This window comes from Bradyrhizobium sp. SZCCHNR2028, from assembly GCF_032380995.1.
Classification (GTDB): domain Bacteria; phylum Pseudomonadota; class Alphaproteobacteria; order Rhizobiales; family Xanthobacteraceae; genus Bradyrhizobium.
In genome coordinates this window covers 112,690-136,876 of the sequence record NZ_JAUHJF010000001.1, presented here as the reverse complement: position 1 = coordinate 136,876, position 24,187 = coordinate 112,690, and the positions used below count along the sequence as shown (strand labels likewise).

Here is a 24,187-nt window from a genome sequence, read left to right as displayed (position 1 = left end):
CGTCGCTTCTCAACAGCCCTTCGCAATGGCGAGAAAGTCTGAGGCTTTCAGGCTGGCGCCGCCGACCAGCGCGCCGTTGACATTCGCGACCGCCATCAGCTCGGCCGCATTGGAGGGCTTCACCGAGCCGCCATAGAGGATGCGCGTCCGCGCTCCCTCCTGCTTGAAGCGATCGATCAGCAGCTCTCTGATAAAGGCATGAATCTGCTCGACATCCTTGGCGGTCGGGGTCAGGCCGGTGCCGATCGCCCAGACCGGCTCATAGGCCACGACCAGGTTGTCGGCCCGTGAGCCCTGCGGCAGACTGAGGTTGAGCTGGCCGCGCAGGATGTCGAGCGTTTGCCCGGCATCGCGCTGCTGCTGGGTTTCGCCGACGCAAACGATCGCGACCAATCCGGCGCGCCACACCGCCTCAGTCTTCTGGTGCACCACAACATCGGTTTCGCCATGATCGGCGCGCCGTTCGGAATGGCCGACGATGATGGCGCTGGCGCCGGCATCGGCCAGCATCTCCGCCGAGATGTCCCCGGTATGGGCTCCCGACGCCTTGGGGTGGCAATCCTGAGCGCCGACCGCGATCGCGTGGGTGCCGCGTGCCCTCTCGGCGAAGCCTGCCACCAGAGTGGCGGGCGGACAGACCAGCAGATCGGCCTTGCCGGTGACCTCGGCGGCTCCGGCCAGCATGGCGTCGAACTCGGCGGTCGAGGCCTTCAGGCCGTTCATTTTCCAGTTGCCGGCGATCAGCGGCCGGATGCGGTCGGTCATGGCGGGATTCCAGCAAATGTTGTGACGGACATCGGCTAGCAGAGCCGTTCGACGAGCACCAGAGCGGGACCCGTCTTCCCACCGCTTCAATCGGCCTCAGGGCCGAGGTTGCGACCGGGCGGCGGCCTCTTTATAAGCCGTTTCAACTCGGTGACGGCCTTTTGCGGAATCTGCTTTAAGGCGCGGCCTCTTCATCCTTTTTCCTGCAGACAGACTGGACCCATGCTTCGAGGATTACGCAAGGCCTCATCAAACTGGCTCGGCAAGACCATCATGGCGGTGGTCATGGGCGTTTTGATCGTCAGTTTCGGCATCTGGGGCATCGCCGACATCTTCCGCGGCTTCGGGCAGTCGACGGCTGCAACCGTGGGACGCACGGAGATCTCGGTCAACGAGTTCCGGCAGATCTATACCGACCGGCTGCAGCAGATCGGCCGCCAGCTCGGCCGTCCGCTGACCACCGAGCAAGCCCGCATGTTCGGGCTCGACCGCTCCGTTCTGCAGCAGACGATTGCGGAAGCCGCCCTCGACGAGCAGGCCCGCCGTCTCGGTCTCGCCCAGTCCGATGCGGAGACCATGCGGGTGATCCTCAGCGATCCCAACTTCAAGGGCCCGAACGGGGCGTTCGACCCGCAGCGTTTCCAGGCCATCATCCGCAATTTCGGCTTCACCGAGCAGCGCTATCTGGCTGACCAACGCCGACAGTCGCTGCGGCGGCAGATCACCGGCACGATCGCGGCCGGGCTGGAGCCGTCCAACACGATGCTCGAGGCGCTCGGCCGCTTCCAGAACGAGCAGCGCTCGATCGATTACATCAAGCTCGACGCGGCGCAGGCCGGCACCATCGATGCGCCCTCGCCCGAGGTTCTCGCGTCCTATTTCGAAGAGCACAAAGCCCAGTTCAAGGCGCCGGAATATCGCAAGATCTCCTTCGTCGTGGTGACGCCCGAAGAGATCGGCAAGTGGACCGACGTATCTGACGAGGACGCCAGGAAGCTGTTCGACCAGCGCAAGGCGCTGATGGGCACGCCGGAGAAGCGCCAAGTCCAGCAGATGACCTTCTCCACCATAGAGGAGGCACAAGCGGCGCGCGCCCGGATCGCCGCGGGTGAAGTCACGTTCGACGAGCTCGCCAAGGAGCGCAACCTCAACCCAGCCGATCTCGATCTCGGTCTGGTGACGAAATCGGCGATTCTCGACCCTGTCGTTGCCGATACCGCCTTCTCGCTGCCGACCGGCGAGGTCAGCCAGCCGGTCAAGGGCGCGTTCAACGTGGCGCTGGTCAAGGTCAGCGCGATTCAGCCGGGCCAACAGCCGGAATATGAGAGCGTCGCTGCCGACATCAAGAAAGAGATCGCAGCCGACCGCGCCAAGTCGCAAGTCGCCAATCTTCGCGACAAGATGGAAGACGAGCGCGGCGGTGGCGCCAGCGTGTCAGAGGCCGCCAAGAAGCTCGGTCTCAATGCCGTCACGCTCGAAGCGGTCGACAGGTCCGGCAAGCAACCCAACGGCCAGCCCGTTTCGAACATCCCGCTTGGCCTGGATGTCGTTGCGCAGGCCTTCAACAGCGACGTCGGTGTCGACAACGAGCCGATCTCGTTCCGCGGCGGCTATGTCTGGTTCGAGGTTCTCGGCATCACCCCGCCGCGCGATCGCCCCCTCGACGAGGTCAAGGATCAGGTCGCCGCGCGCTGGCGCGACGACGAGGTCGCAGCCAAGCTGCGCGCGAAGGCCACCGAACTGGTCAAGAAGCTCAACGAGGGCGGCAAGCTCGCCGACGAGGCGGCATCGCTCGGCGTGAAGGTCGAGACGGCCAGCACGTTCAAGCGCGACGCCTCGGTTTCCGGCGTCCCCACCGGAGCGATCACCGCCGCATTCCGCACGGCGAAGGACGGCGTCGGCCAGACCGAGGCTGATGGCGGCCGGCAGTGGATTGTGTTCCGTGTCACCGACATCATCGAGCCGAAGGTCGACCTCGCGTCCGAAGACACCAAGAAGCTGAAGGACCAGTTGCAGCGCGCGCTCGCCGACGAGCAAGGCACGGCCTATGTCATGAAGCTCGAGAAGGACATCGGGACGACGATCAACGAGGCTGCCGTGGCCCAGGTGGTCGGCGGCGGCAGCAGCAACCAATGACGGATCGCTAGGGGCACGCGATGGACGATCTCAAGTCGATCATTGGCAAGGTGGCGACCGGCGCGCCGCTGTCCCGCGAGGAGGCGGCGTCCGCCTTTGACAGCATGATGTCGGGCGAGGCGACGCCGTCGCAGATGGGCGCACTGCTGATGGCGCTGCGCGTGCGCGGCGAGACGGTCGAGGAGATCACCGGCGCCGTCAGCGTGATGCGGGCGAAGATGCTGCGCGTCGACGCGCCAGCGAGCGCGCTCGACATCGTCGGCACCGGCGGTGACGGCTCTGGCTCGGTCAACGTCTCGACCTGCGCCTCCTTCATCGTGGCCGGCGCCGGCGTGCCGGTCGCCAAGCACGGCAACCGCGCGCTGTCGTCGCGCTCGGGCGCGGCCGACGTGCTCGCCGCGCTCGGCGTCAAGATCGATCTGAAGCCCGACCAGGTCGGGCGCTGCGTGCGTGAGGCCGGCATCGGCTTCATGTTCGCGCCCGCGCATCATCCGGCGATGAAGAACGTCGGTCCGACCCGGGTCGAGCTCGCCACTCGCACGATCTTCAATCTGCTCGGTCCCCTGTCCAATCCGGCCGGCGTCAGGCGCCAGATGGTCGGCGTGTTCTCGCGGCAATGGGTGGAGCCGTTGGCACAGGTGCTGAAGAATCTTGGCTCGGAAGCCGCCTGGGTCGTGCACGGCTCCGACGGGCTCGACGAGATCACCTTGACCGGCCCGACCTTCGTCGCTGCCCTGGAGAACGGCCATATCCGTACCTTCGAGGTCTCGCCCGAGGAGGCCGGGCTTGGCCTGTGCGGCAGCGATGGTCTGAAGGGCGGCGACGCCGCGGCCAATGCGGTGGCGCTGCAGAGTGTGCTCGATGGCCTGCCGAGTCCCTACCGCGATGTGGCCCTGCTGAACGCCGCGGCGGCGCTGGTTGTCTCCGGCCGCGCCAAGACGCTGAAGGAAGGCGTTGCAATCGGCCGGGATTCGCTCGACAGCGGCGCCGCAGCGGCGCGGCTGAAGCAGCTGATCGACGTCTCGAACGACTGATCTGCGGAGCGCGCCATGTCGGATATCCTGGCCAAGATCGAAGCCTATAAGCGCGAGGAGATCGCGGCCGCCAAGCGGGCGTGCCCGCTGTCGGATCTCGAGGCGCGAGCGCGTGATGCCTCAGCGCCGCGCGGCTTCGTCGCGGCGATCCGAGCCAAGCATGCGAACGGCGACTACGCGCTGATCGCGGAGGTGAAGAAGGCTTCACCGTCGAAGGGGTTGATCCGCGCCGATTTCGATCCGCCTGTTCTCGCCAGGGCCTATGAGGCCGGCGGCGCGGCCTGCCTCTCGGTGCTGACCGACACGCCGTCGTTCCAGGGCCATCTGGACTTCATGGTCGCCGCACGCGCCGCGACCGCCCTGCCCGTGCTGCGCAAGGACTTCATGTTCGACACCTATCAGGTGGTCGAGGCTCGCGCTCATGGCGCCGACTGCATCCTGATCATCATGGCCGCGCTCGACGACGCCGCGGCTGCGGAGATCGAGGCCGCCGCGCTCGCCCACGGCATGGATGTGCTGATCGAGATCCATGATCGCGCCGAGCTCGATCGCGCGCTGAAGCTGCGCTCGCCGATGATCGGCATCAACAACCGCAACCTGCGCACCTTCGAGACCACGCTGGCGACCTCCGAGACGCTGGCGCCGCTGGTCCCGAAGGAGCGTCTGCTGGTCGGCGAGAGCGGCATCTTCACGCCGGCCGATCTCGCGCGCCTGGCGCGCGTCGGCATCCAGACCTTCCTGGTCGGCGAGAGCCTGATGCGGCAGGCGGACGTCACGGCGGCGACCCGCGCGTTGCTCGCGCGCGATGCCGCCTCCGCCAGCGCGGCTGAGTGACAATGTCCGACAAGTCACCCGGCGCTCCCGCCCTCACCCACATCGATGCTCGTGGCGAAGCCCGCATGGTCGACGTGTCGGACAAGGCTGCAACGGAGCGCACGGCAACAGCCGAAGGCCGCGTGGTGATGAGTCCCGCGACGCTCGAGCTCATCATCTCCGGCAACGCCAAGAAGGGCGACGTACTCGGCACGGCCCGCATTGCCGGCATCATGGCCGCCAAGCGCACATCCGAGCTCATTCCGCTGTGCCACCCGCTGGCGCTCTCCAAGGTCACCGTCGACATCACCCCCGATGCTGCGCTGCCCGGCTGCATCGTCAGTGCAACCGTCAAGGTCACCGGGCCGACCGGCGTCGAGATGGAAGCCCTGACGGCCGTGTCCGTCACCTGCCTGACGATCTACGACATGATCAAGGCCGCCGAGCGCGGCGTGCGCATCGAAGGTATCCGTTTGACCGAGAAGATCGGCGGCAAGTCCGGGCATTATCGCGCCTGAAGGTATTTGAAAACCAAATACAACTTCGAATTAATTGTTCGCTAACTCAACTTCCTAACCTCACTTCCATAGCGGGCCTATAGCAATGGTTGTGGGAGGGACATCGTAGCGGTTCCATCCCGAAGCGCCTATCGCAAGCGTATTCAGGACCGATGACGACCAACGCTAGTCCACGGAATGCCCTCAGAGCTTCGACCGACCGCGGTGGACCGATCCGCTGGCTGGTCGGCGGAGGCCTCGTGCTTATTGCAGCCATCGCGATCGGCACGACCATCATGGCCGACAGTTTCCGGGAACGCGCGCTGAACAGCGCGACGCGCGAGCTGGAGAACACCGTCCTTCTACTGGCGCGTCATTTCGATCAGCAGATGGAGGATCTCGGCGCGATCCAGCGCGATCTCGCCAACTACGTCCGACAGAACCATATCGACACCGGCGCCCGCTTCAAGGAGCAGATGGGAAGCGCCGCCGTCAATGCCATGCTGAAGGACAAGCTGAGCGCGGTGACCTATGTCGGCGGTCTGAACATCTTCGACTCCGACGGCAACCTGATCAACTCCGGAGCGACCTGGCCGGTGCCGCCCGTCAATATTGCCGATCGCACCTTTTTCAAGCGGCTGAAAGCCGATCCGACCGCGCCGCAATTGCTGATCGAACCGGTCGTGGGCCGGATCACCGGCACATATGTCGCGGTCATCGCCCTGAAGCTGACCAGTCCCAACGGCGAGTTCCTGGGCATCATCGGCCGCAGCCTCGAACCCATCAATGTCGAGCGGTTCTTCGCCTCCGTCGCGCTCGGACCCGACGCGGCGATCTCGATGATGCATCGCGACGGAACCCTTCTGGCCCGCCATCCACGCCACGAGGGCATGCAGAACCAGAACTACAAGAGCGCGCCGATCTTCCGCCAGATCCTGGCCGGCGATGGCAACACCACGGGCATTTTCAGCAGCCCCGTCGACGGCGAGCACCGCATCGGCGCGTCGCACCGGCTGACGAGCTATCCCTTGATCGTGACCGCGACGACGACGGTCTCGGCGGCGCTCGCCGACTGGCGCGAGCAGATGCGCTTCCTGATCGCCGTCGGCGTGACCTCGGTGCTGCTGATCGCCGGCATGCTCTACGTCGTGGTGCGCCGGTTGATCAGCGACCACGACGCCTCCAGCCGCCGCTTGACGCTGGAGAAGGAACGGCTCGACAAGGCCGTCAACAACATGACCCAGGGCCTCCTGCTGTTCGACGCATCGGAGCGCCTGGTCATCAGCAACCAGCGCTACGTCGACATGTACGGCCTGTCTGCCGACGTCGTGAAACCAGGCTGCACGTTCCGCGAGTTGATCGCGCACCGCAAGGCGACCGGCTCGCTCGCGGGCGACGACGGCGAATATGCCGATGCGGTGCTGCGCGACATCGGCCGCAAGACCTCGCAGATCATCGAGACCACGGACGGTCGCTGGATCCAGATCGTCAACGAGCCGATCGCGGGCGGCGGCTGGCTCGCCACCCACGAGGACATTACCGAGCGCAAACGGTCCGAGGAGCAGATCACGCATCTGGCGCACTATGATGCCCTGACGGATCTGCCGAACCGCACCCTGTTTCACGAGCGCCTCAAGGAGGAGCTGACCGGCGTCCCCCAAGGCCGGCGCCTCGCGCTGCACTACATCGACATCGACGAGTTCAAGGGCGTCAACGATTCGCTCGGCCACCTCGTCGGCGACGAGCTGTTGAAATCCGTCGCGGCGAGCCTGAGCGCCTGTGTCGGCACCACGGGATTCGTCGCCCGCCTCGGCGGCGACGAGTTCGCCGTGGTTCAGACGGCCATCCGCAACCGCGAGGACGTCGAACAGCTGATCGAGGATATTCTCAGCGCGATCCGCGCCCCGCGCTACTGCCTCGGCCATCAGCTCACCGCCGACGCCTCGATCGGCGTGGCGCTGATCCCCGAGCACGGCACCGATCTCGACCAGATCATGAAGAATGCCGATCTGGCGATGTACGCCGCCAAGGCCGCGGGACGGCGCACCTGGCGCTTCTTCGAGCCCGAGATGGACGCCCAGGTCAAGGCGCGCCACCAGCTCGAGGTCGACCTGCGCCAGGCCATCGCCGACGATCGGCTCGAGGTCTACTACCAGCCTTGTCTGAGCCTGCAGGACGACCGCATCGTCGGCTGCGAGGCGCTGGTGCGCTGGAAGCATCCGACCCGCGGCACCGTCTCGCCAGCCGAGTTCATTCCGATCGCCGAGGACACGGGCCTCATCAACCTGCTCGGCGAACGCGTCCTTCAGGTCGCCTGTACCGAGGCTGTGAGCTGGCCGGACGACATCCGGCTCGCCGTCAACGTCTCGCCGGTGCAGTTCAAGAGCGGCACCCTGGCGCTCAAGGTCGCGAATGCGCTTGCGACCTCCGGCCTGCCGCCGCATCGGCTGGAGCTCGAGATCACGGAAGCGGTGCTGATCCGCGACGACGACGCGCTCGACACCCTGCATCAGTTGCGCGCGCTCGGCGTCCGTATCGCGCTCGACGATTTCGGCACCGGCTATTCGAGCCTCAGCTACCTCCAGCGCATTCCGTTCGACAAGATCAAGATCGACCGCTGCTTCGTCCAGGACATCACCGAGAGTGAGGGCTCCGCGGCGATCGTCCAGGCCGTGGTCAACATCGCCGCCATCCGCAAGATGTCGACGACCGCCGAGGGCGTCGAGACCGAGGCGCAGCGCCAGGTGCTGAAGCGGCTCGGCTGCTCGGAGATGCAGGGCTATCTGTTCAGCCCTCCGAAGCCCGCAGCCGACGTGGGGCAATTGTTCGCCGCGCAGCGCGCCAATCCCTCAACCGGCCGCCATTCGCGCCCCAACGCCGCGTGAGCCAGTTCCGAACCGATAAATACCGTTGCAATTTGAGGCTTTTCCACAAGCCAAACTCAAACCCTACCAACCAGTCGTCCCGTCCGCCGCTTGAAGTCCACGGCTCCGCCATGATCTACGGGACACAGACGGACATACTCCGTGTCCGCTTGTACACGCTGGTCGAAAACCACGGCGGGACGGCCTCAGGGCCGCCCCGTCGGGTGTGAGCATCGAGCGTCGCAAGCCGCGCACCCGCCCACTTCGCAGATCAGTTCGGCACCGCCGCCTTGGCTCGGACGTCGGCATTCACGGTGACGCCGCGCAGCACGTTGAAGGCGGCGTGCAGCGCCTTGTCGTCCTTCTCGTCCGGCGGAACGTAGGACTGCGAGCCGGTCTGCTCGGTGCCGTCGGGCGCCGAGAGATGGCCGCGCATGCCGGCCTCACCCTTGAGATCGCCGCGATCCTTCAGCTCGTCCGGCACGTCCTGCTTGACCTCGATGTCCGGCGCGATGCCCTGCGCCTGGATCGAGCGTCCCGACGGCGTGTAGTAGCGCGCCGTGGTCAGCGCCAGCGCGCCATTGCCGGCGCCGAGCGGAATGATGGTCTGCACGGAACCCTTGCCGAACGAGCGCGTGCCGACCAGGGTTGCACGCTTGTGATCGTGCAGCGCGCCCGCCACGATCTCCGACGCCGAGGCCGAGCCGCCGTTGATCAGCACCACGAGCGGCTTGCCCTTGGTGAGATCGCCGCCGCGTGCGGTGAAGCGCTGCGTCTCCTCAGGATTGCGGCCGCGGGTCGAAACCACCTCGCCTCGCGAGAGGAACGTGCTTGAGACCGACACCGCCTGATCGAGCAGGCCGCCCGGATTGTTGCGCAGGTCGACCACATAGCCGGCGAGCTTCTCCTGCGGAATGTCCTTGGAGATGCTGGCGACGGCCTTGCGCAGGCTCTCGGTGGTCTGCTCGTTGAATGATGTGATGCGGATATAGCCGATGTCGCCGCCTTCGGTGTGATAGCGGACCGGGCGCACCTTGATGATCTCGCGCGTCAGCGTAACGTCGAGCGGTGCGTCCTTGCCCTTGCGCATGATGGTGAGCTTGGTCTTGGTGTTGACGCCGCCCTTCATCTTGGCGACGGCCTGCTCGAGCGTCAGTCCCTGCACCGCCTCGCCGTCGATCTTGGCGATGAGATCGCCCGAGAGAACGCCGGCCTTGGACGCGGGCGTGTCATCGATCGGCGCGACGACCTTGACCAGGCCCTCCTCCATGGTGACCTCGAGACCGAGTCCGCCGAACTCGCCGGACGTGGTCTCCTGCATGTCGCGCCAGGACTTGTCGTTCATGTAGCGCGAATGCGGATCGAGCGAGGACACCATGCCGTTGATGGCGCCTTCGATCAGCGCGGGATCGCTCGGCTTCTCGACATAGTCGGCGCGAACACGCTCGAACACCGCGCCGAACAGATTGAGCTGCGAATAGGTGTCGGCCATGCCGGCCGCGGCCTTGGCCTTGGCAACGAGTTGCGCGCCGTCGGGACCCGTGACCATCAGGGTCAGCCCGACGCCGGTCATCGTGCCCGCCAAGAACAGCCAGTTTTTCCGCATTGTTTGCTTCCCGAGCGTTTGTTGGATGGCCGGCCGATCAAATGGTCCGCACGCATCGCCGGCGCGATTTGTGTTGCGAACACACACCACATTTCCGGTTTCTTCAAGGCCGATATTGCGCCGCCGTACCGGGGCCCGACCGCCGGCGCTCGCATCCGAAATGGACGTTCACAGGCTGAAATCAAGCTCAAGGCTGCGCCGGCGCCGGGCCCGGCTGAACATACCCCGTCTTTCACGGACACCCATGATCACAATTCGACGAGCCGTGTACCACGCCGCGATTTGATGGCCTGGGCCTGCGGGGCGCCGCTCCCTGCGCGCGCCCGGGAAGCTCGAGTTCGGAATGGCTTGCTCCCGGCCCGCTCGATGGGCGATGCTCCGCGGCAAAACCGCAAACATGACAGTCGCTGGGAGGCAAACATGAACCAACGGACCCCGATCGAGGCCGGGTGGCGGAACGTCGAACTCGGCTCGAGCGACGAGAAGTTCCAGAACCTGCACGAGCTCATCCGCAAGGCGCGCGCCCAGCTCAACCAGAACGCCTGGGACTACATCATCGGCGGGGCCGAAACCGAGACCACGCTGCGTCGGAACCGGATGGCGCTCGACGAGATCGCGTTCCGTCCGCGCGTGCTGCGCGACGTGTCCAGGGTCGATGCCTCGGTCGAAACTTTCGGACGCAAGCTGCGCCTGCCGGTGGTCATGGCCCCGGTCGGTGCGCTCGAAATCTTCGATCCGGCAGGGGCGGCCAGCGTGGCCCGTGGGGCGGGCCGATTCGGAGCGGCGCACATGCTGAGCTCGGTGTCGGAACCCGGGCTGGAGAAGACCGCCGAGGCCGCGCCCGACGCGCTGCGAATCTTCCAGCTCTATGTCCGCGGCGACGACGCCTTCGTCGAGGACTATGTGAGCCGGGCGGTCGCCAACAGCTACACCGCGTTCTGCCTGACCGTCGACACCGCCCATTACAGCCGGCGCGAGCGCGACATCGCCAAGCGCTACGTCCGCGAAAGCCGGCTGCGCGCGACCGGCGGCGACCACCAGAAAGCGCTGAGCTGGCACACCGTCAAGCTGATCAAGGACAAGTTCAAGCTGCCGCTGATCATCAAGGGCATCGCGACCGCCGAGGACGCGCAGATTGCGGTCGATCACGGCGTCGACTGGATCTACGTCTCCAACCATGGCGGCCGCCAGCTCGACCATGGCCGCGGAGCCATGCAAGTGCTGCCGGAGATCGTCGCCGCCGTGAAGAGCCGGGCAAAGATCATGGTCGACGGCGGCTTCTGCCGCGGCACCGACATCGTCAAGGCGATCGCCTCCGGCGCCGACCTCGTCGGCATCGGCCGGCTGCAATGCTGGGCGCTCGCCGCGGCCGGCGAGGACGGCATCCTGCGCATGCTCGAGCTGCTGGAGGACGAGGTCATCCGCGCGCTCGGCCTGCTCGGCGTCACCTCGTTCGCCGAGCTCAACGGCTCCTACCTGCATCCGGCAACCGCCACCAACCAGCCGAGCGTCGTCAGCGCGTTTCCGCTGGTCGACATCGAGCCCTACCGCTATTGAGGCGGAGGCCCTTCCGTTCAACGCCAGCCATCGACGCCCCCTCCATGCCCTCCTCCGCTCTCCGCCCCGGCGACGCCGACGCGCTGCTGTTCGATCTCGGCCGCGTCGTCATCGACATCGATTTCGTCCAGGTCGTCTCGCGCTGGGCCGCGCATGCCGGCTGCGCGCCGGAGCATCTCGCCGCCCGCTTCGTGCGCGACGAGATCTATCACGGCCATGAGCGCGGCACGGTCTCCGACGCTGCATTCTTCGCCAACCTGCGCCGGCAGCTCGGCATCGACATCACCGACGCGCAGTTTCTCGACGGCTGGAACGCGATCTTCGTCGGCCCGATGCCCGGCATCGCGCCGCTGCTCACCCGCGCCGCCGACAAGCTGCCGCTGTACGCCTTCTCCAACACCAACCAGCCGCACATCGATCACTTCTCGCCGCGCTACGCCGACCTGCTCGGTCACTTTCGCGAAATCTTCCTGTCGTCGTCGATCGGCCTGCGAAAGCCGGACGTCGAGGCCTACGCGCATGTGGTCGATGCGATCGGCGTGCCCGCCGGGCGCATCGTATTCTTCGACGATCTCGCTGAAAACATCGACGGCGCGCGGGCCAGCGGGCTGCAGGCGGTGCTGGTGCGCTCGACGGCCGATATCGCCGCGGCGCTGGAGGCGCTCGGGATCTGATCGCATCGCGCAAGGGTGCGTCATGGCCAGCGGCGTGACGTTCTGAAAGGCTGCGCTCGCAATGACGGTGCCACTCATGCAAGATTGTTCTCGCGACACGATGTGCCCGAGCTTTGCTGCTCTCATCTCACCCTCCTCCAATCGGAGGGCGCAGGGAATGCCGGGCTGCTGGCCGCAACCCATGGCCCGCCTGCAGAAAAAAAGCAGGCGGCAGTCACCACAGGTCCAGCCGACATCCGGCATTCCCTGCGCGATGGTCTTCACGTTTATACGCGATCTCCCCGGTGCCCGGCTTGTTGGCCACCGTCGCCGTCGGGATCATCATCACCCGCCGGCTTGGCATCAGCTTCGGGATGCCAGGACCACGCGACTTCACGTCCGCGCCATGCCGTTCGTCCGCGCGCCATCAGGGCACGCTGCGACACGTCGCGGCCACCGCATCCCGCGCTCCACGTCCGTGACGATCGCGAAGCGCCCCTCCTGTCGAGCACGGGACCAAATCAGCATAGCAGACTTTTCCGAAAAAGCGAATCCTAAATTCGACCGCCGGCAAGGGCGCGATCCGGCCCGTCTCCCGCCGCATCCGCTGGTCGCAGACGACCCGACCGCCTAAGCTGTCCGCTCCTGCACGCCCCGCCGCCCGGAAGAACCGAATGCCCCTCGACATCATTTGTTTGCGTGATCGGCCGACCTGATCCCGCGCGTGTTCTCGCCCGGGCTCGATGGTCTTTAGCTCGAGTTCATGCGTCAAGACCGGACGGCGATGTTGTACTTCGACTCGCCCGTGTTCGACCAATATGCGGACTGCGCCTACGTGGCGCTCGCCGGTGACGAGGTGGTCGGGCGCGCCTTCGCCGTCCCCTTCACCTTCGGCATCGAGGGCCGCCGCACGCTGCCGGATGCGGGCTGGGACGAGGTGATCCGCTGGGGTCACGAGGACCGCCTGCTGGGACGGCGGCCGACGACGATGAGCGCGCTGGAGATCGCGCTGCTGCCGAAGGCGCGCGTGCCCGGCAGCTCGCTCGCCATGCTCGCGGCTCTGAAAGGCTGCGCACGCGCCAAAGGTTTTGCCGAGCTGTATGCGCCGGTGCGACCGAACCAGAAACATCTGGCGCCGCGGACGCCGATGCGCGCCTATCTCGATCAGCGGCGCGAAGACGGCCGATTGGTCGATTCCTGGCTGCGCACGCACCTCGGCATCGGTGGCGAGATCGTCAAGATCGCGCCGTGCTCGATGACCATCGTCGGCACGCTCGCCGAGTGGTCGCAATGGACCGGCGTGACCTTCGATCGCTCGGGTGAGATCGAGGTCCCCGCTGCTCTCGTGCCCGTGCTCGCGTCGGTCGAGCACGACCATGCCGCCTATGTCGAGCCGAATGTCTGGATTCGGCATCCGCTCTAACGCGGTGCAGGCCGTCCGCGCGACGATCAACGCGCCGGCACGACGCGCTCGTCCAGAAATCCGATCACCGCATCGAACGCCTGCCGTCGATTCCGCTCCATCAGGATCATGTGCGTGCCCTGCCCGATCTCGACCAGGCGCTTGTACGGCGCGCTCACGAGACGAACGAACAGGTCGTGCGCCACGTCGAAGCGGACGTCCAGATCCCATTCCGCCGAGAGCACGAGAACAGGGCAGTTGATCGTGCTGGGATCGTAGATCGGCTGGTCCACGGTCCAATGCTCGCGCACGTCCTGCACCGCGCCCGAAGGCGCACGGATCGCGCCGGGGTACGGCGAGTCCGGATCGGTCGCGAGCGTCGCCTCCGCCCAGGACTCGAACCAGCCGTCCGGAATCAGCTTGTCCCGCGCCTGCTCCGGAGCGGCGCCGCGCCACGCAGCCTCGAACGCGCGCGGGCTGACGATCCGATAGGCGCCGAGCGGTCCGCCGGCGTCGATGCGCAGCGGCTCGCTGGACAGCCAGAGCGGCGTCACCAGGATCAGCTTCTCGAGCTTCGCGCTCGCCGCGCTCGCGAACATGCCCGCGACGGTGGCGCCCCAGGACATGCCGAGCACGTTGGCGCGCGGGACGTCGCGATGCCGGCAGATGAAGTCCACCGCCGCGCCGAAATCGTCCACGGCGGTCCGCGCATTGACCAATGGAGATCCCTCCTCGGCCGCCCGCGACATCTCCGGCGGCCGGCTGGAGCCGCCATAGCCGCGCGCATCGACGGCCCAGACATCGTAGCCGGCCTGCGCCAGGACATCCATGAAGGAGGCGCCACCAACCGCGACGTCGAACAGGCTGGCGGATGAAAAGGTGGCGCCGTGCATCATCACCAGCGTGCGCTCGGCCGAGAACCGTTGCACGTCATGCCGGCGCTTGTTGATGAGCTGAAGCTGGACGTCGGACACCGGGCCTTCGATCAGGCGGCGCTCGGAAACGATGCGCGAGGAGGACGTTGCGTTCTCGGTCATGGTCACCTCGGATCAGGCGAAGTGCCACGCGAACCGGTCGTCGTCGCGGCTGATCCGCCCGGCCGAGGACTCGGCGAAGTGGGTCGTGAACACGAGGGAGCCGGTCTCGGCGGCGTGGTTCAGCGCCCATTGGCGTGAGCTCCGCGCCGCGTCCGGAAATTCGCAATAGACCGAGTTCCAATCCGGACGCGCGACCTGCAGCGGATGATGCATCACATCGCCCCAGAACAGCGCGCGCTCGCCGCGCGAGGTGAGACTGATGCAGGCGTGATCGATGCTGTGACCAGGGCTCGGCAGATAGCGGAAGCCATCCACGACCTCGCTGCCATCGACCGTGATCTCACGCGCGAGGCCGGCCTCGACGATCGGCAGCACGCTGTCTTCGTAGACCCCTGGCAGCGGCGGATGCAGCATGCGACCGAGACCGGCCGCATCCCTGATCGCGGCATCCGAGCCGTCAGCGGCCGACAGTGCCGCCAGATAGGCGCGCTCGCGGCCTGAGAAAACGTACCGGGCGTTCGGAAACACCGGCGTCCAACGGCCATCGGCAAGCTGCGTATTCCACCCCACATGATCCGCGTGCAGATGCGTCATCAGGACGAGATCGACATCGCCAGGGGCGACGCCGGCCGCCCGCAGCCGGTCGAGAAACGGCTCGTTCAAGCGATGCAGAACTGCTGCGCCGGGCCGCTCCTTGTCATTGCCGGTGGCCGTGTCGATCAGGACCACCCGCTCCGGCGTCCGCACCAGCCAGCTATGGATGCTCAGGCGCAACGATCCCGTGTGCGGATCGACCGATCCCGGCCCCACCTGGCCTCGTTCCCGAACGATGCTGTCTGCTTCTACGCCCGGAAACAAAAACTCTCCCTCGACCGCATCGAGGCCGATCTCGAAGATCCTCGTGATGGTGGCGTCTCCGACGCGATAGGTCGTGATGTCCTGCATGTCTGGCGGCCTCGATCCGAACGGTGATCTTGTCTGGGCCGAGATCTACGACTAGGTCATACATTCCTCAAATCGATCCAACTCATGCAGTCCATCGACCACTTCGATCTTCGCTCCTTCGACCTCAATCTGCTGGTCGCATTCGACGCGCTGATTCAGGAGCGCAGTGTCACGCGCGCGGCGGCGCGCCTCAAGGTGGGGCAGCCGGCAATGAGCCATTCGCTGTCGACGCTTCGCGTGCTGCTGCAGGATGAGCTGTTCGTCCGCGTCGGCACGATCATGCAACCGACGCCGCGGGCGGCGGCGCTCGCCGGGCCGGTTCGAGCAGCGCTGGCGCAGATGCAGGCTGCGCTGCACGCCGCACCGGAGTTCGACCCGGCGACCGAGCAGCGCACCATCCGCTTGGGATTTTCGAGCGAGGTCGAGCTGCTGCTGATCCCCGAGCTTGCGGCGGCGCTCCGTCGCTCGGCGCCCGGCGTGCGGCTTCTCAGCCGGCCGACCGAACGCAACGAGGTGCATCGTTTGCTCGACGATGGCGCCTTGGATGTTGCGGTCGGCTGCTTCGAGGCCGTCGCACAGCGGCACAGATCCCAGTTCCTGTTCGAGCAGGCTCTGAGCTGCGTCTACAATCCAAAGCGCATCGCGATGAAAACGCCGATCAGCCTCGCCGACTATCTGTCGCTTCCCCACGCGCTGGTGACGCTGACCAACAGCCTGCAGGGCTGCCTGGAGGCGGCGCTTGACGAGATCGGGACCGAGCTCAACGTGGTCTCGGCCTCCTCGGATTTCCTCAGCGTGCTGGCGACGGTGGCCGCGTCACCGGTGATCACGACGATACCGACCAGGATGGCAAAGCTCTACGGGCCGCGGTTTGGGCTGACGCTCTGTCCCGCGCCGTTGAAGCTGCGGCTGCCGGCCGTCTCGATGGTCTGGCCGCTGCAGCTCGATCGTGATGCAGCATCGGTCTGGCTGCGGAACATGGTGGCGGATATCCTGCACACGACCGAGCGCGCCGCCTGTCGCGCGGCTGCTGGATAGAACGCGGGGCGGGAGCTAATCGGAACGGCGCATCGGCCAACGCCTTGGCACTGCGGTCGACCTTCTGCGCACTGATTGCAGGGTTTCTCGCGCGGTCGTGAGGCAGCGGCCCGGACGCGGCCAACATCAGACGATCAGAAGGCAGGAAGCGGCCTGAGCCCTTGGCCGGGCCGTGCGCGTTCGGTTAGAAGGCGACTCATTCGATCTGCCGTCTCCGTCCGAAGGAACTCTCATGGCCCTGATGCCGGTGTCTGATGCGTTGTCCGCCGTGCTCGCCGGCGCCGAGCCGCTGGCCGAGGAGCTGGTGACGCTGGACGAGGCCCATCACCGCATCCTGGCCCGCGACCTCGCGGCGCTGCGGACGCAGCCGCCCGAGGCGATGTCGGCGATGGACGGCTACGCCGTGCGCGCGGCGGACGCAGCCCAGGCCAAGGTGCGGCTGAGGGTGATCGGCGAGGTCGCGGCGGGGCGGCCGTTCGATCGCGTGGTCGGACCCGGCGAGGCGGCGCGCATCTTCACTGGTGGCGTTGTCCCTGAGGGCGCCGACGCGGTGGTGATCCAGGAGGACACGATCGCCGAAGATGGCCACGTCGTGATCACCGAGGCCGCGATCAAGGGCCGGCACATCCGGCCCGCCGGCGTCGACTTTCATGAGGGCATGGTGCTGCTGAAGGCGGGCCGCCGGCTCAGCGACCGCGACCTGTCGCTGGCGGCCAGCATGAATCATCCGGCACTGCCGGTGCGGCGCCGGCCGAAGGTGGCGCTGCTCGCCACCGGCGACGAGCTCGTGATGCCTGGCTCGACGCCCGGCCCGGGCCAGATCGTCTATTCCAACGGCTACGCCCTGCGGGCGCTGGTGCGCAGCGAGGGCGCGACACCGATCGATCTCGGCATCGCCGCGGATACGATGGAGGCCACGATCGCCGGGATCCGGCGGGCGCGCGAGGCCAAGGCCGACATCCTGATCACGACCGGCGGCGCCTCGGTCGGCGATCACGACCTCGTCAAGCAGGCGCTCGAAGCCGAGGGCGTCGAGATGGCGTTCTGGAAGATCGCGATGCGGCCGGGCAAGCCGATGATGCACGGACGGCTCGGCGACATGAGGGTGATCGGACTGCCCGGCAATCCGGTGTCGTCCTATGTCTGCGCCATCCTGTTCCTGGTGCCGCTGATTCGGCGGCTGCTCGGCCGCGACGAAGCTCGCATGCCACGCGAGACCGCCCTGCTCGGCCGCGAACTCGGGGCCAACGATTCGCGCGAGGACTATCTGCGGGCGCAGCTCGAGGAGCGCGCCGACGGCACCCTGATCGCAACGCCGGTGACCCAGCAGGATTCGTCGCTGCTCGGCAATCTCGCGCTCTCGCAGGCGCTGGTGATCCGGCGGGCGTTTGCGCCGAAGGCCGCCGCCGGCAGCCCGTGCGAGATCCTGCGCCTGCCGAGCTAGGCCGTTTCCCCCGGCAAAGCCCGGTCCGTTCACTACAATTTAAGGATTGCGGAACACACATCGAACATATAGTGTCCGTTCATGATTTGTTTTTAGTATGTTGCGGGCGACGCGATGATGGTCCGACTCCAAGGCGCTCTCAGCCGGTTTGTGCTCAAGGCGCAGCTCCTGGACTCGGACGACAACAAACTGGGGACCAGGTCGAGATGCTGACGCGCAAACAGTACGAACTTCTGCGGTTCATCAACGAGCGGCTCAAGGAAGCCGGCGTGCCGCCGTCCTTCGACGAGATGAAGGATGCGCTCGATCTGCGCTCGAAGTCCGGCATTCATCGCCTGATCACGGCGCTCGAGGAGCGCGGCTTCATCCGCCGGCTGCCCAACCGCGCCCGCGCGATCGAGGTGATCAAGCTGCCCGAGCTGTCACAGGCCGCCAACAACCGCCGCGGCTTCACCCCATCGGTGATCGAGGGCAATCTCGGCAAGGTGCGCACCAGCACTCCCGCGCTGGACGATGGCGAGCGCCCCGTCGCAGTGCCGGTGATGGGCCGCATCGCCGCCGGTACCCCGATCGAGGCGCTACAGACGCGCAGCCACACCATCAGCGTGCCTGCCGACATGCTCGGCAACGGCGATCACTATGCGCTTGAGGTGCGCGGCGACTCCATGGTCGATGCCGGCATCCTCGACGGGGACATGGCGCTGATCCAGCGCAACGAGACCGCCGACACCGGCGACATCGTGGTAGCGCTGATCGACGATGAGGAAGCGACGTTGAAGCGCTTCCGCCGCCGCGGCGCATCGATCGCGCTGGAGCCGGCCAACACCGCCTACGAGGTCCGCATCCTGCCGCCGAACCGGGTGAAGATCCAAGGCAAGCTGGTCGGGCTGTATCGCAAGTACTGATCGCGGACGCGATCGGTCGATCGGCGACGGGCGCACGCGCTTCGCCGCCGATCGAAATTGGTCACGCGCGAATGCACCTCAGGATGTGCAGCGCGGCATGCTCAAACGCTTGTGATCGCCCGCGGGCGCACGCGGTGCAGATCAGCGCAGAATTGCCGTGAAGCGCGCGCTAACATCACCATCGATGTCCACTCTGATAGAGGCCTGCGCCTGTCCGGGGGGAGCGTGGGTCGGCTATCTCTCAACGAGGAGCGATCCGATGTGTGACTACAGCCTCCATGCGGTTGCGTCCCGTCCCGCCAAGGTCGGCGAGACGTTGATCTCGACGACGTTTCGCGGCACCGCCACCCGCGGCTTCGCCCTCGAGAGCGAGCCGACCGTCGCCGTCTGCATGCTGCCCGGCACCGAGTTGGCATTTGTCGAGGACGTCCGCTACGACAGCCGCTGGCTCTGGACCCGGACGATCCGCGAGCGCGTCGCGAAGTTCAACAGCATCGAGACGCACATCCCCGATCGCCATCACGACGCGATCGAATTCGCCGACGGCCGCCACGTGCTGGTGACCCAGCTCTGCGAGGGCCAGCGCGTCACCGTGCTACAATTGCCGGTCAGCAAGCAGCCGGCCGAGCGCCGCCCGGGCGTGGCGGAGGACGTTCCGGCTTCGCAGGCCACACCGATTCGCCGCATCAGCATCACCTGAGCGCCTGCGCGTCCGCATTTCTCTCGGTCATGAGCGAGCTTTCGGCCGGGGGAGATTTGGTTTCTGCAAGCGCAAGGTCCTTTCGGGCGAACCTCACGCTCCGGCATCGCATCGAATAGGAACGACATCCCTCGGCCGGCATTGTGTGCCGGGGGAGCTTGCCGCCGCGGTCAACAAGATCGATTGGAACAAGGCCGACCGGATCACCGAGCCCGGCCGCTACATGCTTCCGTTCGGATGGCTAACGGTCACGGTTGATGACATCGCCGTCTGGCAACGATATCCGGGCGCTGCGTTCACGCTGGTCGAAGGTCCCTCGCTGTTCGATGGACCCGACGACACCGAGTATCATCTCAGCACGTTGTATCATCTCAGCACGTTCGAGCTGTCCGGCGCTCAATCCTGCTCGCCCTGCTCCGTCTCCGGCGGCGTCGCGTCCTGAAGCCGCGACACCGGCGCACGCGGCGTCAGCGTCGTGTCGAACTCGCCGGCCTCGGCGGGCGCCGGCCACCACGGGCGGTCGGTGCCGCCGGCGCGCACCGGCGTGACGGAGAAGCCGGTGCCCCGCTGCACCAGCATCAAGGCGCCCTGCTGCTGCAGGCGCTGGCGATCGATGACGGCCGCCGCGCAGGATGACGGCGCGGCGCGCGCGGTGACGATCAGCGCGGCACGGGCGCAATCATCTTCGAGCGCCTCGGTGCGCAGGGTCAAGGCGGCGAATCGGCCGTCGAGCATCGCGACCACGCAGCCCGCCTCGTCGCAGGAGACGCCATCGGCGAGCGATGAATCCGCCGGCAGCCGGGCATCGGCGTCGGCCGCGAGCCACTCCTTGGTGGCGAACACGTCCTTGCCGGTGCGCATCACATGCAGGCGCCCGTCACGGCCGCGCACCGCCACCGCGCGCCCATCGCCGGCGATCAGCACGTGGGGCAACGGCGTCGTGGCGGCCCACGCGGTGGCCACCACGAGCCCGACGGCACCCGACCAGCGCAGCGGTGTGCGCAGCAGGCCGATCAGGATGACGCCGAGGCTGGCCAGGATCAGCGGACCGATGCCGAAGCCCGGGATGCGCCCGACCGCGCCAGGCAGCGCCGCCACCCAGCGCGTCACCGCGATCATCCAGTCGATGCCGAGGCCCATCAGCGTCCACCAGGGACCGTCGAGCCCGAACGGCGCCGCCAGCAGGCCGAGCAGTCCGGCGGGCATCACCAGCACCGAAACCACCGGCATCGCCGCGAGATTGGCGAGCACGCCATAGGGCGTGACGCGATGGAAGTGGAACGCGGCATAGGGCGTGGTCGCAAGCCCCGCGATCAGCGAGGCCAGCAGCAGCATCGCGAGCTCGCGGCCGCCCCACAGCGCGATGCGCTGCGTCGTGGAGCTGTCCGGCGTCGCAAACAGTTTGGGCAGGCCGAACTGCACCAGCGCGACCAGGCCGAGCGTCGCCGCGAACGACATCTGGAAGCTCGGATGCACCAGCGCTTCGGGTGCTGCGATCAGCACGATCATCGCCGCGACCGCGAGCGTGCGGAAGGTGACGGCGCGGCGATCGACCATGACCGCGATCAGCACCACGGCCGTCATGAAGAACGATCTCTGCGTCGCGACCTCCGCGCCCGACAGCAGCAGGTAGAACGCCGCCGCGACCAGCGCCGCCGCGGCCGCCCATTTCTTGATCGGATGGCTGATAGTGAGGCCGGGGATCAGCGCAAGCAGCGCGCGCACGGCGAAGAACACGACGCCGGCGACGACGGCCATGTGATAGCCTGAGATCGACAGCACGTGGCCGAGGCCGGAGACGAACATCGCATCGTTGACATCGGGCGTGATGGCGTCGCGCCGGCCGGTCAGCAGCGCGGTGGCGATGGCGCGCTCATCGCCCGTCAGACGGGCGCGGATGCGTGCGTCGATCGCATCGCGCAGGCCCTGCATGGCCGCCGCATAGCCCAGGCCGAAGCCGGCGGCCTGCGGCGGCGTCGCCGTCGTGATCGCGCCCATCACGAAGCCGGAGGCGCCGATGCCCTGGAAGAACATGTCGCGCGCGAAGTCGTAGGATCCCGGCCGCACCGGGGCCATCGGCGGCAGCAGCCGCGCCTTGAGCTGCACGAAGCTGCCGACCTCGGGCGCCGTGCCCTTACGCACCGCGAGCCGCACGCGCGCGAGGCTGATGCTGCTGCGCTGGCTCTCCATCGCGGCGACGCGCAGCACGATCCGATCGCTGCGCTCGCGAATGTCGCGCGCCTCGACGAAGCCGGACAGCGCCACCGAATACAACGGCCGCGCCAGCACTGGATGAGCGACACGCGCGGTCTTGATGGTCGCCGCGGCAAAGCCGCACGCTGCAGCTGCGATCATCACGGCAACCGGAAACATCCGATGCCGCCGCATCATGATGGCGACGATGCAGAGCAGCGCCGCGGTGGTGGCGGCGATCCAGAGCACCGGCTCGTGATCGGCGGTGAAGTACAGCGCGATGCCGGCCCCGAACGCCACCGGCACCCAGGGCAGCAGCCGGCCTGCCCCGGCCTCCTCGACCGCCCAGCTCTTCAGGCGGGCGGCGAATGCCGACGACGCGCCGGCCCCGATCGCGGGCCAGCCGCCGGCCAGCGCGCCGCGCGGCGGCCAGACATCGGCCATCGCGCCCGCGATCCCGCGACGCCCTCCCGGCGGCCTGACCGGCTCCGCCATTGCCCACACCACCCGTTACTTCACGGGCATGGAGGCTAGCGAAACCACGGGGAATCCGACTAGCGGAACGGAACGAGAATCCAATCCCGGTGCCGGGAACGTCATTGGAACTTTCGGCACCGCACGGGCTTATGCGGGTATGGACCACCATGACAATGACGATCCCTTTGCCGACCTCGCGCTCGACACGGCGATCCACCTGCGCTGGACGTTGCGGGACATCAAGGCCCACCGGCTCACGCTCTCCCCCGTCGCCGACGATGATCTCTCGCTCCTCGCGGAGCGCGGCCTGGTGGAGGTCAGCGATGGCGTGCCAACGCTGACCGAGGCCGGCCTCGCAGCGATCAATTGAGCTGCGGCTGCGGTCTCCCCATCTCATCCCTTCGCGACCTCCTTCGCAAAGGTGTCGCGCAGGCCGATGGTGCGGTTGAACACGAGCTTGTCGGGCGTCGAATCCGGATCGCGGACGAAGTAGCCCTGGCGCTCGAATTGCATCGGCGCGTCCGAATTGCTCTCGGCGATCGCCGGCTCGATGCGCGCGTCGGTCAGGACCTCAAGCGAGTTGGGACTGAGATCGGCGGTGAAGTCGGCCGCATTGGGGCTCGGATTGGCGAACAGCTGGTTGTAGAGGCGGATCTCGGCGGTCAGCGACTGCGCAGCGGGCAGCCAGTGCATCGTCGCCTTGACCTTGCGTCCATCCGGCGCGTTGCCGCCCTTGGTCGCGGGATCATAGGTGCAACGCAGCTCGACGATCTCGCCGGCGTCGTTCTTGATGACGTCGCGGCACTTGATGAAATAGGCGTAGCGCAGCCGCACCTCGTTGCCCGGCGACAGCCGGAAGAACTTCTTCGGCGGGTTCTCCATGAAGTCGTCCTGCTCGATATAGAGCTCGCGGCCGAAGGCGATCCTGCGCGTGCCGGCTGCGGGATCGTCGGGGTGGTTGATCGCCTCGAGCTCCTCGACCTGGCCTTCCGGATAATTCTCGATCACCACCTTCAGCGGCCGCAGCACGGCCATCCGACGCAGCGCCGTGCGGTTCAGCTCCTCACGAATGCAGAATTCGAGCATGCCGACGTCGACGATGCTGTTGGCCTTGGCGATGCCGATGCGCTTGATGAACTCGCGCACCGCAGCCGGCGGCACGCCGCGCCGCTTCAGGCCGGCGATGGTCGGCATGCGTGGATCGTTCCAGCCTGAGACATGGCCGTCCTGCACCAGCCGCGTCAGCACGCGCTTCGACAGCAGCGTGTAGGTCAGGTTGAGCCGCGCGAACTCGTACTGGTGCGGATGCGACGGCACCGGCAGCTTGTCCAGGAACCAATCGTAGAGCGGCCGGTGGTCCTCGAACTCGAGCGTGCAGATCGAGTGCGTCACGCCCTCGATCGCGTCCGACTGCCCGTGGGCGTAGTCGTAGCTCGGATAGATCTTCCAGGCGTCGCCGGTGCGCGGGTGATGGGCGTGCATGATCCGGTACAGCACGGGGTCGCGCAGGTTGATGTTGCCGGCGGCCATGTCGATCTTGGCGCGCAGCACGCGCGCGCCGTTCGGGAATTCGCCGGCCTTCATGCGCCGAAACAGGTCGAGATTCTCCTCGACCGTGCGGTCGCGGAACGGGCTGTTCTTGCCGGGCTCGGTGAGCGTGCCGCGCGACAGGCGGATCTCCTCCTGCGACTGGTCGTCGACATAGGCGAGCCCGGCCTTGATCAGCCCTTCCGCCCAATCGTAGAGCCGCTCGAAATAATCCGAAGCGAAGAACAGGTTGTCGCCCCAGTCATAGCCGAGCCAGCGCACGTCGGCCTGGATGGAATCGATATATTCCTGCTCTTCCTTGGTCGGATTGGTGTCATCGAAGCGCAGATTGCAGCGGCCGCCGAACTCCTGGGCAATGCCGAAGTTGAGACCGATCGACTTGGCATGGCCGATATGCAGGTAGCCGTTCGGCTCCGGCGGGAACCGGGTGACGACCGTCTTGTGCCTGCCGCTGTCGAGATCGGCCTGGACGATGTCGCGGATGAAGTCGCGCCCTGCCTCTGCCGTCGCCGCCGTGTCTGTCGTCGTGGTCATCAAGAATATCCTGCTCCGGAATTTGGCAGCCTATCTGCC

Annotated in this window: 20 protein-coding genes; 14 read left to right on the top strand and 6 right to left on the bottom strand. The window is 66.8% G+C overall.

Translation table 11 applies throughout. The annotated features are described in order from the left end of the window. Window positions 1–9: 9 nt before the first annotated feature. Window positions 10–765: a triose-phosphate isomerase gene (tpiA, locus tag QX121_RS00640; protein ID WP_315775013.1), complete on the bottom strand. Its 756-nt coding sequence runs from the start codon at window positions 763–765 to the stop codon at window positions 10–12. 222 nt (window positions 766–987) lie between these two features. On the opposite strand from tpiA, the gene QX121_RS00635 reads away from it, so the two are divergent. The 5 genes from QX121_RS00635 (at window position 988) to QX121_RS00615 (ending at window position 8,130) form a co-directional block, all read left to right on the top strand. Further along, a complete protein-coding gene (locus QX121_RS00635) occupies window positions 988–2,901 on the top strand; it encodes a peptidylprolyl isomerase (protein WP_315810892.1) in 1,914 nt (637 codons plus the stop codon). 20 nt (window positions 2,902–2,921) lie between these two features. Continuing rightward, window positions 2,922–3,935 carry an anthranilate phosphoribosyltransferase gene (gene trpD, locus QX121_RS00630; RefSeq protein WP_315810891.1) on the top strand — a complete coding sequence of 338 codons (1,014 nt, stop codon included), beginning with the start codon at window positions 2,922–2,924 and terminating at the stop codon, window positions 3,933–3,935. Window positions 3,936–3,950: 15 nt separating this feature from the next. After that, window positions 3,951–4,769 (top strand): indole-3-glycerol phosphate synthase TrpC, encoded by an 819-nt coding sequence (gene trpC, locus QX121_RS00625; protein ID WP_315810890.1) that lies wholly within the window; start codon window positions 3,951–3,953, stop codon window positions 4,767–4,769. Between the two features lie 2 nt (window positions 4,770–4,771). Beyond that, the gene (moaC, locus tag QX121_RS00620; protein ID WP_315738207.1) at window positions 4,772–5,266 is read left to right on the top strand and encodes a cyclic pyranopterin monophosphate synthase MoaC; all 495 of its coding nucleotides are present in this window, start codon (window positions 4,772–4,774) and stop codon (window positions 5,264–5,266) included. A gap of 152 nt (window positions 5,267–5,418) precedes the next feature. Next, window positions 5,419–8,130, top strand: coding sequence for an EAL domain-containing protein (locus QX121_RS00615; protein ID WP_315810889.1), 2,712 nt, complete (start codon window positions 5,419–5,421; stop codon window positions 8,128–8,130). Between the two features lie 250 nt (window positions 8,131–8,380). Here the strand turns inward: QX121_RS00615 and QX121_RS00610 are convergent, their stop codons facing one another. Further along, window positions 8,381–9,715, bottom strand: a complete 1,335-nt coding sequence (locus tag QX121_RS00610; protein WP_315738209.1) for a S41 family peptidase — start codon at window positions 9,713–9,715, stop codon at window positions 8,381–8,383. Window positions 9,716–10,135: 420 nt separating this feature from the next. On the opposite strand from QX121_RS00610, the gene QX121_RS00605 reads away from it, so the two are divergent. From QX121_RS00605 to QX121_RS00595, 3 genes are all read left to right on the top strand, one after another. Continuing rightward, a complete protein-coding gene (locus QX121_RS00605) occupies window positions 10,136–11,272 on the top strand; it encodes an alpha-hydroxy acid oxidase (protein WP_315738210.1) in 1,137 nt (378 codons plus the stop codon). 44 nt (window positions 11,273–11,316) lie between these two features. Next, window positions 11,317–11,946, top strand: coding sequence for an HAD family phosphatase (locus QX121_RS00600; protein WP_315810888.1), 630 nt, complete (start codon window positions 11,317–11,319; stop codon window positions 11,944–11,946). A 763-nt stretch (window positions 11,947–12,709) separates the two neighbouring features. Then, the gene (locus tag QX121_RS00595) at window positions 12,710–13,348 is read left to right on the top strand and encodes a hypothetical protein (protein WP_315810887.1); all 639 of its coding nucleotides are present in this window, start codon (window positions 12,710–12,712) and stop codon (window positions 13,346–13,348) included. Between the two features lie 26 nt (window positions 13,349–13,374). Here QX121_RS00595 and QX121_RS00590 read toward each other — a convergent pair whose 3' ends face one another. Both QX121_RS00590 and QX121_RS00585 read right to left on the bottom strand, forming a co-directional pair. Then, complete coding sequence (locus QX121_RS00590; protein WP_315810886.1) at window positions 13,375–14,364, bottom strand: alpha/beta hydrolase; 990 nt, start codon at window positions 14,362–14,364, stop codon at window positions 13,375–13,377. Window positions 14,365–14,376: 12 nt separating this feature from the next. Beyond that, window positions 14,377–15,309: an MBL fold metallo-hydrolase gene (locus QX121_RS00585; protein WP_315810885.1), complete on the bottom strand. Its 933-nt coding sequence runs from the start codon at window positions 15,307–15,309 to the stop codon at window positions 14,377–14,379. An 84-nt stretch (window positions 15,310–15,393) separates the two neighbouring features. Between QX121_RS00585 and QX121_RS00580 the strand changes: the two genes are divergently transcribed. The 5 genes from QX121_RS00580 (at window position 15,394) to QX121_RS00560 (ending at window position 19,838) form a co-directional block, all read left to right on the top strand. Continuing rightward, window positions 15,394–16,347: a LysR family transcriptional regulator gene (locus QX121_RS00580; protein ID WP_315810884.1), complete on the top strand. Its 954-nt coding sequence runs from the start codon at window positions 15,394–15,396 to the stop codon at window positions 16,345–16,347. A 232-nt stretch (window positions 16,348–16,579) separates the two neighbouring features. After that, window positions 16,580–17,791 (top strand): gephyrin-like molybdotransferase Glp, encoded by a 1,212-nt coding sequence (glp, locus tag QX121_RS00575; protein ID WP_315738215.1) that lies wholly within the window; start codon window positions 16,580–16,582, stop codon window positions 17,789–17,791. Window positions 17,792–17,997: 206 nt separating this feature from the next. Beyond that, complete coding sequence (gene lexA / locus QX121_RS00570) at window positions 17,998–18,696, top strand: transcriptional repressor LexA (RefSeq protein ID WP_172109545.1); 699 nt, start codon at window positions 17,998–18,000, stop codon at window positions 18,694–18,696. Window positions 18,697–18,955: 259 nt separating this feature from the next. Beyond that, window positions 18,956–19,396 carry a hypothetical protein gene (locus QX121_RS00565; protein WP_315738216.1) on the top strand — a complete coding sequence of 147 codons (441 nt, stop codon included), beginning with the start codon at window positions 18,956–18,958 and terminating at the stop codon, window positions 19,394–19,396. Between the two features lie 223 nt (window positions 19,397–19,619). Further along, window positions 19,620–19,838: a hypothetical protein gene (locus tag QX121_RS00560; RefSeq protein WP_409998063.1), complete on the top strand. Its 219-nt coding sequence runs from the start codon at window positions 19,620–19,622 to the stop codon at window positions 19,836–19,838. Here QX121_RS00560 and QX121_RS00555 read toward each other — a convergent pair. Continuing rightward, complete coding sequence (locus QX121_RS00555; protein ID WP_315810883.1) at window positions 19,793–22,084, bottom strand: ComEC/Rec2 family competence protein; 2,292 nt, start codon at window positions 22,082–22,084, stop codon at window positions 19,793–19,795. The genes QX121_RS00560 and QX121_RS00555 overlap by 46 nt on opposite strands. A 139-nt stretch (window positions 22,085–22,223) precedes the next feature. Here QX121_RS00555 and QX121_RS00550 point away from each other — a divergent pair, with 139 nt between their 5' ends. Further along, complete coding sequence (locus QX121_RS00550; protein WP_315738219.1) at window positions 22,224–22,436, top strand: hypothetical protein; 213 nt, start codon at window positions 22,224–22,226, stop codon at window positions 22,434–22,436. Between the two features lie 23 nt (window positions 22,437–22,459). On the opposite strand, the gene QX121_RS00545 is transcribed toward QX121_RS00550, so the two are convergent. Then, window positions 22,460–24,148, bottom strand: a complete 1,689-nt coding sequence (locus QX121_RS00545) for a glutamine--tRNA ligase/YqeY domain fusion protein (protein ID WP_315810882.1) — start codon at window positions 24,146–24,148, stop codon at window positions 22,460–22,462. Window positions 24,149–24,187 lie beyond the last annotated feature (39 nt).

Excerpts from the sequence above, each read along its gene's own strand:
- QX121_RS00610 (WP_315738209.1), bottom strand. The coding sequence starts at position 9,715 with ATGCGGAAAAACTGGCTGTTCTTGGCGGGCACGATGACCGGCGTCGGG.
- QX121_RS00545 (WP_315810882.1), bottom strand. The coding sequence starts at position 24,148 with ATGACCACGACGACAGACACGGCGGCGACGGCAGAGGCAGGGCGCGAC.
- QX121_RS00585 (WP_315810885.1), bottom strand. The coding sequence starts at position 15,309 with ATGCAGGACATCACGACCTATCGCGTCGGAGACGCCACCATCACGAGG.
- QX121_RS00605 (WP_315738210.1), top strand. The coding sequence starts at position 10,136 with ATGAACCAACGGACCCCGATCGAGGCCGGGTGGCGGAACGTCGAACTC.
- QX121_RS00550 (WP_315738219.1), top strand. The coding sequence starts at position 22,224 with ATGGACCACCATGACAATGACGATCCCTTTGCCGACCTCGCGCTCGAC.
- QX121_RS00615 (WP_315810889.1), top strand. The coding sequence starts at position 5,419 with ATGACGACCAACGCTAGTCCACGGAATGCCCTCAGAGCTTCGACCGAC.
- moaC (WP_315738207.1), top strand. The coding sequence starts at position 4,772 with ATGTCCGACAAGTCACCCGGCGCTCCCGCCCTCACCCACATCGATGCT.
- QX121_RS00595 (WP_315810887.1), top strand. The coding sequence starts at position 12,710 with ATGTTGTACTTCGACTCGCCCGTGTTCGACCAATATGCGGACTGCGCC.
- QX121_RS00565 (WP_315738216.1), top strand. The coding sequence starts at position 18,956 with ATGTGTGACTACAGCCTCCATGCGGTTGCGTCCCGTCCCGCCAAGGTC.
- lexA (WP_172109545.1), top strand. The coding sequence starts at position 17,998 with ATGCTGACGCGCAAACAGTACGAACTTCTGCGGTTCATCAACGAGCGG.
- QX121_RS00580 (WP_315810884.1), top strand. The coding sequence starts at position 15,394 with ATGCAGTCCATCGACCACTTCGATCTTCGCTCCTTCGACCTCAATCTG.
- QX121_RS00555 (WP_315810883.1), bottom strand. The coding sequence starts at position 22,084 with ATGGCGGAGCCGGTCAGGCCGCCGGGAGGGCGTCGCGGGATCGCGGGC.
- tpiA (WP_315775013.1), bottom strand. The coding sequence starts at position 765 with ATGACCGACCGCATCCGGCCGCTGATCGCCGGCAACTGGAAAATGAAC.
- QX121_RS00590 (WP_315810886.1), bottom strand. The coding sequence starts at position 14,364 with ATGACCGAGAACGCAACGTCCTCCTCGCGCATCGTTTCCGAGCGCCGC.
- QX121_RS00600 (WP_315810888.1), top strand. The coding sequence starts at position 11,317 with ATGCCCTCCTCCGCTCTCCGCCCCGGCGACGCCGACGCGCTGCTGTTC.
- QX121_RS00560 (WP_409998063.1), top strand. The coding sequence starts at position 19,620 with ATGCTTCCGTTCGGATGGCTAACGGTCACGGTTGATGACATCGCCGTC.
- trpD (WP_315810891.1), top strand. The coding sequence starts at position 2,922 with ATGGACGATCTCAAGTCGATCATTGGCAAGGTGGCGACCGGCGCGCCG.
- glp (WP_315738215.1), top strand. The coding sequence starts at position 16,580 with ATGGCCCTGATGCCGGTGTCTGATGCGTTGTCCGCCGTGCTCGCCGGC.
- QX121_RS00635 (WP_315810892.1), top strand. The coding sequence starts at position 988 with ATGCTTCGAGGATTACGCAAGGCCTCATCAAACTGGCTCGGCAAGACC.
- trpC (WP_315810890.1), top strand. The coding sequence starts at position 3,951 with ATGTCGGATATCCTGGCCAAGATCGAAGCCTATAAGCGCGAGGAGATC.